The 12,619-nt window shown below is 41.0% G+C and carries 13 protein-coding genes; 3 read left to right on the top strand and 10 right to left on the bottom strand.

The window, feature by feature from the left end:
• The first annotated feature begins 12 nt into the window (after positions 1 to 12).
• Positions 13 to 600: an SIS domain-containing protein gene (locus J3455_RS07375; protein ID WP_130050515.1), complete on the top strand. Its 588-nt coding sequence runs from the start codon at positions 13 to 15 to the stop codon at positions 598 to 600.
• Positions 600 to 1,166 carry a division/outer membrane stress-associated lipid-binding lipoprotein gene (dolP, locus tag J3455_RS07370; protein ID WP_130050514.1) on the top strand — a complete coding sequence of 189 codons (567 nt, stop codon included), beginning with the start codon at positions 600 to 602 and terminating at the stop codon, positions 1,164 to 1,166. Before J3455_RS07375 ends, dolP begins: the two co-directional genes overlap by 1 nt.
• A gap of 64 nt (positions 1,167 to 1,230) precedes the next feature.
• On the opposite strand, the gene J3455_RS07365 is transcribed toward dolP, so the two are convergent.
• The 7 genes from J3455_RS07365 to pmbA form a co-directional block, all read right to left on the bottom strand.
• Positions 1,231 to 1,671, bottom strand: a complete 441-nt coding sequence (locus J3455_RS07365) for a ClpXP protease specificity-enhancing factor (protein WP_130050513.1) — start codon at positions 1,669 to 1,671, stop codon at positions 1,231 to 1,233.
• On the bottom strand, positions 1,671 to 2,297 hold the full coding sequence (gene sspA / locus J3455_RS07360) for a stringent starvation protein SspA (RefSeq protein ID WP_054554181.1): 627 nt from the start codon (positions 2,295 to 2,297) through the stop codon (positions 1,671 to 1,673). The genes J3455_RS07365 and sspA overlap by 1 nt, the downstream gene beginning before the upstream one ends.
• Before the next feature lie 79 nt (positions 2,298 to 2,376).
• Positions 2,377 to 3,114 (bottom strand): cytochrome c1, encoded by a 738-nt coding sequence (locus J3455_RS07355; protein ID WP_130050512.1) that lies wholly within the window; start codon positions 3,112 to 3,114, stop codon positions 2,377 to 2,379.
• A complete protein-coding gene (locus J3455_RS07350) occupies positions 3,111 to 4,376 on the bottom strand; it encodes a cytochrome b (RefSeq protein ID WP_130050511.1) in 1,266 nt (421 codons plus the stop codon). Before J3455_RS07350 ends, J3455_RS07355 begins: the two co-directional genes overlap by 4 nt.
• Positions 4,376 to 4,966, bottom strand: coding sequence for a ubiquinol-cytochrome c reductase iron-sulfur subunit (gene petA / locus J3455_RS07345; RefSeq protein WP_063702692.1), 591 nt, complete (start codon positions 4,964 to 4,966; stop codon positions 4,376 to 4,378). Before petA ends, J3455_RS07350 begins: the two co-directional genes overlap by 1 nt.
• A gap of 672 nt (positions 4,967 to 5,638) precedes the next feature.
• Complete coding sequence (locus J3455_RS07340) at positions 5,639 to 6,055, bottom strand: VOC family protein (RefSeq protein ID WP_130050510.1); 417 nt, start codon at positions 6,053 to 6,055, stop codon at positions 5,639 to 5,641.
• Positions 6,056 to 6,184: 129 nt separating this feature from the next.
• Positions 6,185 to 7,522, bottom strand: coding sequence for a metalloprotease PmbA (gene pmbA, locus J3455_RS07335; RefSeq protein ID WP_349561436.1), 1,338 nt, complete (start codon positions 7,520 to 7,522; stop codon positions 6,185 to 6,187).
• 137 nt (positions 7,523 to 7,659) lie between these two features.
• On the opposite strand from pmbA, the gene yjgA reads away from it, so the two are divergent.
• Positions 7,660 to 8,181, top strand: coding sequence for a ribosome biogenesis factor YjgA (yjgA, locus tag J3455_RS07330; protein ID WP_130050508.1), 522 nt, complete (start codon positions 7,660 to 7,662; stop codon positions 8,179 to 8,181).
• A gap of 328 nt (positions 8,182 to 8,509) precedes the next feature.
• Here the strand turns inward: yjgA and J3455_RS07325 are convergent, their stop codons facing one another.
• The 3 genes from J3455_RS07325 to mutT form a co-directional block, all read right to left on the bottom strand.
• Positions 8,510 to 8,962, bottom strand: coding sequence for an REP-associated tyrosine transposase (locus tag J3455_RS07325; RefSeq protein WP_286259728.1), 453 nt, complete (start codon positions 8,960 to 8,962; stop codon positions 8,510 to 8,512).
• A 503-nt stretch (positions 8,963 to 9,465) separates the two neighbouring features.
• A complete protein-coding gene (locus tag J3455_RS07320) occupies positions 9,466 to 11,538 on the bottom strand; it encodes a M13 family metallopeptidase (protein WP_349561435.1) in 2,073 nt (690 codons plus the stop codon).
• Positions 11,539 to 12,182: 644 nt separating this feature from the next.
• Positions 12,183 to 12,584, bottom strand: a complete 402-nt coding sequence (mutT, locus tag J3455_RS07315) for an 8-oxo-dGTP diphosphatase MutT (protein WP_130050505.1) — start codon at positions 12,582 to 12,584, stop codon at positions 12,183 to 12,185.
• Between the last annotated feature and the right edge of the window lie 35 nt (positions 12,585 to 12,619).

The raw sequence follows: 12,619 nt of genomic DNA, 5'->3' as shown, positions 1-12,619 counted from the left end.
ATTTGGTAGGTTATGCAAGAAACGATTAAAAAAATCTTTACCGAAAATATTCAAGTTCAAATAGCTGCAGGTGAAGTACTTCCGAGCGCACTTGAATCAGCAGCGTTCACCATCGCGCAAAGCCTAATTAACGGCAATAAATTACTATGCTGTGGCACCCCTAGCTGTCATATGTTGGCACAGCACATGGCAGGGTTATTAATTAACTTTTATGAGACCGAGCGCCCGTGTCTTCCAGCAGTTGCGCTTGCACAAGATCAAGTTAACTTAGGCTCAACGGCAAATAACGATGAGCACGAAACTTTTGCCAGACAAATTCGAGCATTTGCACAACAAGGTGACCTTTTACTAGCAATTGCGGTGAATGGTAATGAAAAGCAGATTATCTCAGCAGTCGAAGCTGCACTGACTCGTGATATGAAAGTCATTGTACTTGTTGGCGATGATGGCGGTGAATTAGTCGGTTTACTTGGGCCAAATGATGTTGAAATTCGTGTGCCTTCAAAACGCCCAAGCCGCATTGTTGAGTCGCACTTAGTCAACTTACACTGTCTAAGTGAGCTTATCGATTTAACCCTATTCCCACAGGAAGAAAATTAATGTTTAAACAGTCTTTAATTGTATTTGGTACCGTTTTATTGCTGCAGGGCTGTGCAGCTGCTGTCGTGGCTGGTACAGCGGGTGCTGTAACAGCCGCGAATGATCGCCGCACAATTGGTTCACAAATCGACGATAACAATATCGAAATTAAAAGCTCAATTGCTATCAGTGAAAATGAGCGCTTACATAAATATGCTAACGTTAACGTCATTAGCGTTAATGGTATTGTGCTTATGATTGGTCAAGTTGCCAATCAAGAAATGAAAGACGAAGCACAACGTGCTATCGAAGGCGTTGATGGCATTCGTAAGATACACAACCAAATTCGCATTGGTTCAAATATTGGTATAAGCACACAAACTCATGACTCATGGCTTACCTCTAAAGTTAAAACCCAATTACTCACCACAGAGAGCATCAGCAGTAATAACATCAAAGTAGTTACAGAGAATGGCGAAGTCTTTTTAATGGGCTTAGTGAGCGACTCTGAAGCAAATTTAGCGGTTGATGTAGCACGTAACGTATCAGGCGTTGAACGTGTTATTAAAGTGTTTGAATATTTATAATCTCAAACCGTAAATTGATAATAAAAAACCCGCTAATAAGCGGGTTTCTTGTATTTGAATAAGGTTACTTAATCACTCGTAAGTGAGCACCTTTTTTCTTCTCTGGTTTTGTCGGTGGTTCATCATCTGGCGTAATATCGTCAGGTGTTTCAACACTTTCTAATACCGGAGTAAAATCGTCTTCGTCCTCGATGAATTCTTCTGCAGTAAATACAGTCCCTTCACCATTCTCACGTGCATAAATTGCGAGCACAGCACCCATTGGTACGTAAACTTGCATTGGTTGACCACCAAAACGCGCATTAAAGCTAAGTTGTTGGTTGTCCATTGCAAATTGTGTTACCGCTGATGGGCTTATGTTCAAAACGATCTGGCCGTCTTGTACAAACTGTGTTGGTACTTGTACAGCAGGAAAATCAGCGTTAACCACTAAGTGTGGTGTGCACTGATTATCAACAATCCAATCAAAGAAGGCGCGTAGTAAATAAGGACGATTAGGCGTCATTATAAACGGATCTCACGCTCAGCTTCAGTTAGTGAAGCTTGGAATGATTCACGCTCAAATAAACGTAACATGTATTCTTTAAGCTCTTTAGCGCCAGCACCATTAAGCTCAATGCCAAGCTCAGGTAAACGCCAAAGTAGCGGTGCTAAGTAACAATCAACTAAGCTGAACTCTTCGCTCATGAAGTAAGGAGCTTCAGAGAAGATCGGTGCAATTGCAAGTAACGCTTCTGTAAGCTCTTTACGTGCTTGCGCAGCTTCGCTGCTACCGCTAGTGATTTTGTTAGCTAGGCTATACCAATCAGTATCGATACGATGCATCATTAGACGACTACGGCCACGCATAACCGGATAAACTGGCATTAGTGGAGGATGAGGGAAACGTTCATCAAGGTATTCCATGATGATGTTTGCCTGATATAAACCAAGCTCACGATCGATCAGTGTTGGTACTGTACCGTAAGGGTTAATCTCATGAAGTGCTTCTGGCAGGTTATCCTTTTCAGCCAGGTGAATGTCAACACTTACACCTTTTTCAGCAAGTACGATACGTACTTGATGGCTATACATACAGTTAGCACCAGAAAACAGGGTCATTACAGGGCGCTTATTGGCAGCTACGGCCATGCCTACCTCCATTATATTACAAAAACAGCAATAGGGGCTTAAGCCCCTATCACAAAATTACCTTTCAAAATGCCCAGGATTAGTGAACATCTCTCCAGTATTCTTTCTTCAGCATGAATGCCAAGATAAATAGAATCACTAAGAAACCAATTACCTTAAGACCTAACGCTTCTGACTCTAAACGTGACGGTTCGCCAACGTAAGCTAAGAAGTTAGTTAAGTCACGAGCAGCGCGATCGTACTCGTCGTCACTCATTTCACCAGAACCATCTGTTTCAGTGCCAACAACTTTAGTCACAGTGTGACCGTGTTCTTCCACTTCTTCAGTGATTGGTGTTGGTAAACCTTGTAGTTCTTGAAGAACGTGCGGCATACCTACCGATGGGAAAACAATATTGTTTACGCCAAACGGACGAGATTCATCTTTGTAGAATGACTTCAGATAAGTGTAGATCCAGTCAGTACCACGAACTCGCGCTACAAGCGTAAGGTCCGGTGGCGCTGCGCCAAACCATTTAGCTGCGTCATCTTTACCAATCGCATTTTTGATGTGGCTACCAACTTTTGAGCCATCAAAAATTAGTTGCTCTTGACCAATCTCAGTAGGAATACCGATATCGCGGAACGTACGCTCATAACGTTGATACTGCATTTGGTGACAACCAAGACAGTAGTTCATGAACAATTTAGCACCGCGTTGTAAAGACGCGTTATCTTTAAGGTCAATGTTCGCATCCATTAAAGGAACCGAAGGACCTGCTGCCATTGTCAACGATGGCAATAATGCGAATAAACCGATAATTAGCTTTTTCATCATTTCGTCAACCTCGTTGGTAATGGCTTAGTTTTCTCATTCTTGCTGTAAACAAATAACAATACGAAGAACATGAAGTATGTCACAGTCGTGATTTGTGATAACAGCGTTTTGAAATCAGTTTGTGGAGTAGCACCAACCCAACCTAAGATAACGAAAGTTACCACAAATTGTGCGATGTTTAACTTGTGTAAACCACAACGATAACGAATAGAACGAACCGAGCCACGGTCAATCCAAGGTAGTAACGCAAGCACTACGATAGATGCACCCATCGCCGCAACACCCATTAACTTGTTAGGGATTGCACGAAGGATTGCATAGAATGGCGTAAAGTACCAAACAGGGAAAATGTGCTCTGGTGTTTTCAGTGGGTTAGCTGCTTCGAAGTTTGGCGCTTCTAAGAAGAAACCATTCATCGCAGGCATAAAGAATACAACCCAGCAGAATAAGATTAAGAAACCAACCACACCCACAATATCTTTCACTGTGTAGTAAGGGTGGAACGGGATTGCATCAACAATGTCTTTCTTGTTGGTGTAATACTCGTGGAATTTGAATTTAGGCTTATCTTCTTCAGCTACAGAACCTTTCTTACGCTTGATTTCAACACCGTCAGGGTTGTTTGAACCCACTTCGTGTAGTGCAACAATGTGTAAGAATACTAAGATAACAATAACTAAAGGTAATGCAATTACGTGTAGTGCAAAGAAGCGGTTAAGCGTAGCACCTGAAATTACGTAGTCACCACGGATCCAAAGCGTTAAATCATCACCAATAACCGGAATCGCACCGAATAGTGAAATGATTACCTGTGCACCCCAGAAAGACATTTGTCCCCAAGGAAGTAAGTAACCCATGAAAGCTTCAGCCATAAGCGCTAAGAAAATGAACATACCGAATAACCACAGTAATTCACGTGGTTTTTGGTAAGAACCGTAGATCATGCCACGGAACATGTGCAGATATACAACGATAAAGAACGCTGAAGCACCTGTTGAGTGAAGGTAACGAAGTAACCAACCGTATTCAACATCACGCATGATGTATTCTACAGATGCGAAAGCACCTTCAGCAGACGGTACGAAGTTCATTGTTAACCAGATACCAGTTACGATTTGGTTAACAAGTACTAACATGGCTAGTGAGCCAAAGAAGTACCAGAAGTTAAAGTTTTTTGGTGCTGGATACTGTGCAATATGCATGTTCCAAACACGTGTCATTGGAATACGATCGTCGATCCAACCAATAATTTTACCAAACATTACGCCACTCCTTTTTCTTCACCGACTAAAATAGTCGTGTCATCAAGGAAGGTATATGGAGGGATTTCTAGATTTAATGGAGCAGGTACAGATTGGAATACACGACCAGCCATATCAAATTTAGAACCGTGACACGGACAGAAGAAACCGTCGTCTGTGCCCTCTACTTTTTCACCAAAGCCACCTTGTAGGAAGCTAGGAGAACAACCTAAGTGCGTACAAATACCAACAGCAACGAAGATCTCAGGACGTTGCGAACGGTATTCATTGGTTGATGATTCAGGTTGTTGAGGCTCTTCAGACGCAGGATCACGAAGTTGACCTTCGTGTTCTTTCATCTGTTCAAGCATTTTAGGTGTACGATTAATAACCCAAACAGGTTTTCCTCGCCACTCAACACGTATTAATTGTCCAGGCTCAAGCTTGCTGATATCTACTTCTACAGGCGCACCCGCAGATTTAGCTCGCTCACTTGGATTCCAAGACGCAATAAAAGGAACAGCAGCCCCAGCCGCACCAACACCACCAACAACAGAGGTAGCTATGGTTAAAAAGCGACGTCGGCCATTGTCTACAGGCGCATTGCTCATCCACTTATCTCCACTATGATTCCCAACACTTGCCATATTGAGAACATCAGTTACAGCAGGTTAATTTTTAGAAATTTCAAAATAGACGCGATCATAATTAAAAGCCTTGATTAAAACAAGGTTATTCACAGTCTCATGCTCGAATAAACCCTATTTAATGAATTATTAATTTAGGTTAGCTCGAGTATGAAGCCGCTGGTTATGATAACGCATATAAAAAAACAATATACTGACCAAGATCAACCTCACTAAGAGGAAACAGAATTCTGCATTAGCTGTTGTTGAACTCACTCACATTACTTGCCCCCCAATTGTAGCAAAAAAATTCATCAATTAACTGATGGATTTAAGCTAATTTTGCTAAATCTTGAAGTTTTTTTAATGTAATACGCAGTAATTATTACTGATGGTTAAATATCGAACGAAAAAAAGCTAGGTTTTTGCTAGTAGATATAAGCAGGCATTACAAACACTATTCTGGATTACGCATTAAATAACAACATAGCGCGAAATAAATTTCACGCCTATATCAAACGTAGGAGTACGCCGTCTGACAAAATTAACGAAGGGTATTCGTGCAATAGGAGGAGTTCATATAAACGGCTATAGCCATGCAAAGCAATCTCTTTTTCAGCACTGAAGAACCTCCTACGACGTATTTAGCTTAAAGCTTCAAAGCTCATTATTCCTTTCGCTTGGGATATCGCTGAAATACTCGACAAATTCCACCTCGAAACCTGCAGGGTCAATGAAATATACATTTTTACGATAAGGGTTGTCTGGGCCGTGCTTATCAATCTCATAACCGGCTGAAACTAGACGTTCAATGACAGCATTAATATCGTTTGTCACGTAAGCAAAATGGGCAAGGCCAACTTGATGTCCAGCTAAATCACGGTTTTCAGCTTCACCGTTATCGCTTAATGCTAGATACTGGTAATCATCACCAAAGTGCAACCATTTACGCGGTTTGCCAGACCACTTGCTATCGCCTTGGCTACGCACACGCCAGTGCGGGAATGCCGCTTTATAAAAGTGCAGCATGGCATCAACATTACTAACAACAAGGTTTACGTGTTCTAAATACATGGTAGTTTTCCTTTTTATTTTTAAACTACCACCAAGATAAAACCTCAAGTTAAGTTTAGGTAAAGCACTTTTTTAAATAAAAAAGCCCCACTAAAGTGAGGCTTTTAAAAATGATTTGTTATTTATGAATTAACTACCAGCAACTTGCATTTGTTCAATCAATACAGAGCCTGTTTGAATACCGCCACGACGCTCGATGTCACCACCTAAACCAACTACTGCTTTAAACATATCTTTTAAGTTACCAGCAATCGTGATCTCACTCACTGGATATTGGATTTCGCCATTCTCGACCCAGAAACCAGCCGCGCCACGCGAGTAATCACCAGTTACGGTATTTACACCTTGACCCATAAGTTCAGTTACTAATAAACCTGTCCCCATGGTTTTTAATAATGCTTTTAAGTCAGCATGAGTTTGCTCAACTAGCCAGTTATGAATACCACCAGCATGACCCGTTGGTGCCATAGACAGTTTGCGTGCTGCGTAGCTTGCTAAAAGGTAAGTTTGCAGCTCACCACCTTGAATAATTTCACGGTCTACAGTTTTTAAACCCTCAGCATCAAACGGTGAAGACGCTAAGCCTTTTAATAAATGTGGGCGCTCAGAGATATTCACACAGTCACTGAATACTTTTGTGCCTAAGCTATCAAGCAAAAAGCTTGATTTACGATAAAGCGCTCCACCACCAATCGCCGACACTAAGTGGCCAAATAATGAGTTAGCAATATCTGCTCTGAAGATAACAGGCACTTTCATGGTTCCAAGCTTTTGGCTATTAAGCTTAGCCAGAGTTTCTGTTGCCGCTTCTAGGCCTACCTTTGCAGCGTCATTCAAATTATCTTTATGACGCGCTACTGTATAAGCCGAGTCGCGCTGCATTTGCTCGCCTTCTTTACCAATCACCATAGTGCTAATGCTATGACGAGTGCGTGGGTAACCTGCAATCATACCATGGCTGTTACCATAAACACGTAAACCTTGGTGAGAAGAAAAACTCGCACCATCCGAATTTACAATGCGCTCATCGGCATTCAGCGCAGCTTGCTCTGCTTGATGGCAAAGCTCAATACCTTGCTCTGGGCTTACCTCCCACGGGTGGTATAAATCTAAATCTTGCGGTGCAAACTCAAGCAACTCTTTATCAGCGATGCCATTAAATGGGTCGTCAGAAGTGAACTTAGCAATATCAATGGCTTTTTCTACCACTGTACGTAACGTTTTAGGGTTTAAATCGGCTGTAGATGCAGAGCCTTTGTTATTACCGACATAAACACTGATACCTAAGCCACCATCTTGGTTAAACTCTATTGTTTCAACTTCACCCATGCGCGTGCTGACAGACAAACCTGAAGTACTCGACATTGCCGCTTCAGCCGCAGTAGCACCTAACTTTTTTGCATGCTCTAGTACTTCGCTTACCGCGTCTTTCACTTCAGAAATGTGTTGATAAATAGGATCTTTCATCTTGTGTGTCCTAGGTTCTGATATTTTTTATAGTGTAGCGAATGCTAACACACTGAGAGACGTGCATCAGCTAATATTAATCATTAACTAAATGACGTATAATAGTGAATAGTTAAGTTTACTGAATGAGCATCCTTATGGCGAAGAAGAAAAAGCCACTAATTGAAGAAGAAATTATTTACGTATCAAAAAGCGAATTAAAACGTGAAGCCATGCAATATCATGGTTTGGGTGCTGAAATCGCAAAAATGCCGAAAAAGCAACGCGATCGTTTGCCACTCAATCATGAATTAAAAGAAGCGTTAGTTGTTTCGGATAAAGTCAGTGATAAAAGTGATGCTTATCGTCGTAACTTAAACTACATCGCAAAAGTATTACGTACAACAGAAAACGTTGATGAAATCCAAGCAATGATCGACATCATGCTTAACAAAAACAATCAAGCCGATGTTTTGATGAACAAAATCGAAACTCTGCGCGATAATCTGATCAAACAAGGTGATGAGTTGATCAATTCAACAATTGATCAATACCCTGCTCTTGAGCGCCAAAAAATGCGCCAATTAGTGCGTAGCGCCGCAAAAGAAGTGAAAGCAGAAAAGCCTGCCAAAGGTTACAAAGAGTTATTCCAGTATCTTAAAGATGCGATTATGGTTTAATTTGTATGCAGAAAGCCGCTTAATGAAAGTTATGCGGCTTTTTAAAATAACTCCGACAACCCCGTAGGAACGGCTTTAGCCGTGAATATCGCGTACAACAATCACCTAACATTTCGGTGTTAAAACACCTCCTACAACACCATCAACAAACAACAACTCCAAACAATTTCTCGCATCTCGTAGGAACGGCTTTAGCCGTGAATATTACATACAACAACCATTTAAATATTTCAGCGTTAAAACACCTCCTACAACATCATCAACAAACAACAACTTTAAAACAATTTCTCGCATCTCGTAGGAACGGCTTTAGCCGTGAAGAGTTTACCTATAAATAGATACAATCCCAAAAAGGATAATCACGCACACTTTTAACAATTCCAGCCCTCAATGGGTTTGCGATGATGTACCTCGATACTCCAAGTAAATGTTTTTCACTCCTTATTAAAGAATCATAATATCCTGGCTGCCAAATTTTTCGTTTAGAACATAATGACTTGTTTATGAGATATGAACTCTTCCCTTTAACCTCTTGAATCAATCGAGCTAAAGGTACTTTATCTTGTAATTGAAATAACCAATGTAGGTGATCAGGCATTACCACAAAACAAATAGTTTTAGCTTTAATATCTTCTATAGACCTTAGAGTGTTAATTAAAACTCGTGCATTATTAAAGTCAGAGAAATAACAGTTTCTATCAAGCGTTGAAGTGGTGACAGAGTAATAATGAAATGGGATTGATACCCTATGCTTTCTTAGATTTTGATAATGTGCGGTCATCCATAACCCTCCATTTGTTATCTTAAATCTAGACAAAGACGAATCAGAATCAAGTTAAATCCTAGTAGGAACGGCTTTAGCCGTGAAAAAGATAAACATGTTCGGCGTTAAAACACCTCCTACAACATCATCAGCAAACAACAACTTTAAAACAATTTCTCGCATCTCGTAGGAACGGCTTTAGCCGTGAAAAGATAAGCAGGTTCAGCGTTGAAACACCTCCTACAACACCATCAACAAACAACAACTCCAAACAATTTCTCATATCTCGTAGGAACGGCTTTAGCCGTGAAATGATAAGCATGTTCGGTGTTAAAACACCTCCTACAACACCATCAACAAACAACAACTCCAAACAATTTCTCGCACCCGTAGGAACGGCTTTAGCCGTGAAAAAGATAAACATGTTCAGTGTAAAAACGACCCACGTCAAAAGCTGACAGCTCCTAATACAAAAAAGGCTCTGAGCGTTCACTCAGAGCCTTTTTTAAATCGATAATCAATTACCAAATTTTTACGCGATCTTCTGGTTTGATATACATCTTGTCACCTTCTTTCACATCAAATGCCTGATAAAACTCTGGCATGTTTGAAAGAATACCGATTACACGGTAATGGCTTGGTGAATGAGGGTCTGTCATTAGACGGTTACGTAACTCTTCGTCACGATATTTACGACGCCAAATCTGCGACCAACCCATGAAGAAACGTTGATCACCTGTGTAACCATCAATGATAGGTGCTTTTTCATCACCAAGTGATAACTGGTAAGCAGTATAAGCAACGGTTAAGCCACCTAAGTCACCTATGTTTTCACCTAATGTAAGCTGACCATTTACGCTTGCATCTTCAAATGGTTTGTACTCATTGTATTGAGCAACTAACTGACCTGTACGCTCTTCAAACTGTTTAAGGTCTGATTCGCTCCACCAGTTACGTAAGTTACCGTCACCATCGTACTTCGCACCTTGGTCATCAAAACCGTGACCTAATTCGTGGCCGATTACCGCACCGATTGCACCGTAGTTAACAGCATCATCAGCTTCTAGGTTAAAGAATGGCGGTTGTAAGATAGCCGCTGGGAATACGATTTCGTTGTTCACTGGGTTGTAGTAAGCGTTTACTGTTTGTGGTGTCATGTGCCACTCAGAACGGTCAACTGGCTTACCTAGTTTGTCGGTCATATCTGCATATTCCCACTCACTGTGGCGAATGTAGTTACCTACTAAGTCGTCACCTTTAACTTCAAGTGCTGAGTAGTCTTTCCATTTATCTGGGTAACCGATTTTTGGCGTGAACTTATCAAGTTTTTCTTTTGCAGCAATTTTTGTTTCTGGGCTCATCCACTCAAGGTTTTCAATCGCAACTGCGTAACCTTTGATTACGTTATCAACTAACTCTTCCATGCGTGCTTTCGCTTCAGGTGGGAAGTTGTCTTTCACGTATACTTTACCAAGTATTTCACCTAACACACCGTTTGATGCATCAACTGCTTTTTTCCAAAGTGGTGATTGCTCTGTTACACCGCGCAGTGTTGTGCTGTAGAAATCAAAGTTAAGGTCTACTAACTCTTTATCTAAAAGGCCTGCATAGTTACTAACAAAGTGGAACTTAAGGTAGTTCTGCCAAGTAGCTAAGTCTGTATCGCTGTAAATTCCCGCGAACTTTTCTAGGTAGCTAGGCTGGCGAATAATTACGTCTTCTGTTTTGATACCAGACGCATCAAGATAAGCAGCAAAGTCGAAGTCACCTGTCAGTTTGTTCGCATCAGCAACGCTCATCTTGTTGTAAGACTTAGTTGCATCACGGCTTTCAACACGGCTCCACTGCGCCTCGGCAATGCTTGTTTCAAGATCAATAATAGCTTTAGCCGCAGATTCTGCATCAGCTACACCCGCTTTGCTTAAGATAGCTGTTACATATTCTTGATAAGCTTCACGAATTTTTGTGAATTTCTCGTCATCTTTTAAGTAGTAATCACGATCTGGTAAACCTAAACCTGATTGATAAACATACATCGCGTTTTCGCTAGAGTTTTTCGCATCGTTGTTTACGTACCAACCAAAAGGTAAGCTACCGCCTTTAATGCGAAGCTCAGCCATTAAAGCAACAAGATCAGATTTGTTTTTTACTGCATCAACGCTTTCAAGAACTGGCGATAATGGTTTGATGCCTGCCGCTTCACGACCCGCTTCATCCATATAGCTGTTATAGAATGCAGCTAATTTAGCTTCATCAGAGCCCGGCATAACATTTTTGTTTGCCGCTGCTTTTTCTAGCACTTCTTTCATCGCTTTTTGCGAATCATCGTAAAGCTGAGTAAATGAACCGTAGTTTGATTTATCACCTGGAATTTCAGTTTTCTCTAACCATTCGCCGTTTACGTGATAGTAAAAGTCATCTTGTGCACGAACAGATTTGTCCATGTTCGCAAGTTCAATACCTGAATTTAAAGGTGCTTTTGCTTCAGTTACGGCCGCAGTTGCTGGTGCTTTAGTTTCTTGTTCTTTTTCACCACAACCAACAAGACCGAGCGCAAGTGCGATACTTGCCGCGGTAAGTGTTACTTTTTTCATGGGAGTCCCGTACTAATTATTTTTGAAGTATTTATCGAAAAACTAGTAAACATAATTAATCATTAGTTTTTCGCTTTCCCCATAATAAACCTCTCGCGCTAAACAATAAAACCTAATATGTAACAATTCTTATCAAAACAAGGTGAGCCGCATTTTTGAGCGGTGGGAGGGGAAAATAAACAGTAAGTGAGCATTGTAGGCGCGATTTTATATCGCAAAGTGCTCTTAATACTCACAAAGAGGATAAGGGACGCTCCGCTTAAGAGAATTTGTCTTTTGGCTTGCTCATTACCTTCTCATTCACTTCTCTTTGTGAAAAACTTATTTGAACCACAGAGAACACCGAGGCGCTGCGCGCTACACAGAGAAACCAATATTTAAAAGAGGTTTGGTCTCTCCTTCTCTTCCTCTATGTTCTCTATGTACTCTGTGGTCAGAAAAAGTTAAAAACTTAAAAATAGTTATAAATCCTTCGCTTAAAAGAAAACAATATTAAGGTTTCCTCATTCTTTACTCATTCACTTCTCTTTGTGCAATTATTTTCGCGTGAAATAAATTTCACGCCTACATCAAACCGTAGGCGTCACGCTTGCTTGGCGCGTATTACATTAAGCTTCAAACTAACAGCTGAAGGCTGGCGGCTATTATTGCTCAAATCTCTGCTTTATCTTTTCGATAATCTCAACATTGGCAGCTGGGAAGCTGTAATCATCAAGCTCGCTGAGTGCAACCCATTTGCCTTGTTGGCCTTCTGCGCCATGAGCAATACCTGAGAAATCATCTACAATGTGCACATCTAAGCGCACACATTTATCGCCATAGTCGTGCTCAATAACCATCAGCTCTTCACTGCCATTAACCGTTAGGTTTACTTCTTCTAACAGCTCACGCTTTAGCGCTGCAAATACGCTCTCGCCCTGCTCTACTTTACCGCCTGGGAATTCCCATAAGCCGCCTTGGTGTTTGTCATCTGGACGCTTACAAATAAATAACTGCTGATCTTTATAAATAACGCCAACTGCAACATGCACTACTTTTTTAGTCATTTGTTGTTTCCTTAATCATAAAAAAAGCGACGCAA

Origin of the sequence: Pseudoalteromonas sp. NFXS39, assembly GCF_040148775.1 — a bacterium.
In the GTDB taxonomy this organism is placed as follows: Bacteria; Pseudomonadota; Gammaproteobacteria; order Enterobacterales; family Alteromonadaceae; genus Pseudoalteromonas; species Pseudoalteromonas apostichopi.
Note: the sequence above shows the minus strand (reverse complement) of the source record. Positions and strands in the feature narration are given on the sequence as shown.

Coding starts and splice junctions, on each gene's coding strand:
- J3455_RS07375 (WP_130050515.1), top strand. CDS start 13: ATGCAAGAAACGATTAAAAAAATCTTTACCGAAAATATTCAAGTTCAA.
- dolP (WP_130050514.1), top strand. CDS start 600: ATGTTTAAACAGTCTTTAATTGTATTTGGTACCGTTTTATTGCTGCAG.
- J3455_RS07365 (WP_130050513.1), bottom strand. CDS start 1,671: ATGACGCCTAATCGTCCTTATTTACTACGCGCCTTCTTTGATTGGATT.
- sspA (WP_054554181.1), bottom strand. CDS start 2,297: ATGGCCGTAGCTGCCAATAAGCGCCCTGTAATGACCCTGTTTTCTGGT.
- J3455_RS07355 (WP_130050512.1), bottom strand. CDS start 3,114: ATGATGAAAAAGCTAATTATCGGTTTATTCGCATTATTGCCATCGTTG.
- J3455_RS07350 (WP_130050511.1), bottom strand. CDS start 4,376: ATGTTTGGTAAAATTATTGGTTGGATCGACGATCGTATTCCAATGACA.
- petA (WP_063702692.1), bottom strand. CDS start 4,966: ATGAGCAATGCGCCTGTAGACAATGGCCGACGTCGCTTTTTAACCATA.
- J3455_RS07340 (WP_130050510.1), bottom strand. CDS start 6,055: ATGTATTTAGAACACGTAAACCTTGTTGTTAGTAATGTTGATGCCATG.
- pmbA (WP_349561436.1), bottom strand. CDS start 7,522: ATGAAAGATCCTATTTATCAACACATTTCTGAAGTGAAAGACGCGGTA.
- yjgA (WP_130050508.1), top strand. CDS start 7,660: ATGGCGAAGAAGAAAAAGCCACTAATTGAAGAAGAAATTATTTACGTA.
- J3455_RS07325 (WP_286259728.1), bottom strand. CDS start 8,962: ATGACCGCACATTATCAAAATCTAAGAAAGCATAGGGTATCAATCCCA.
- J3455_RS07320 (WP_349561435.1), bottom strand. CDS start 11,538: ATGAAAAAAGTAACACTTACCGCGGCAAGTATCGCACTTGCGCTCGGT.
- mutT (WP_130050505.1), bottom strand. CDS start 12,584: ATGACTAAAAAAGTAGTGCATGTTGCAGTTGGCGTTATTTATAAAGAT.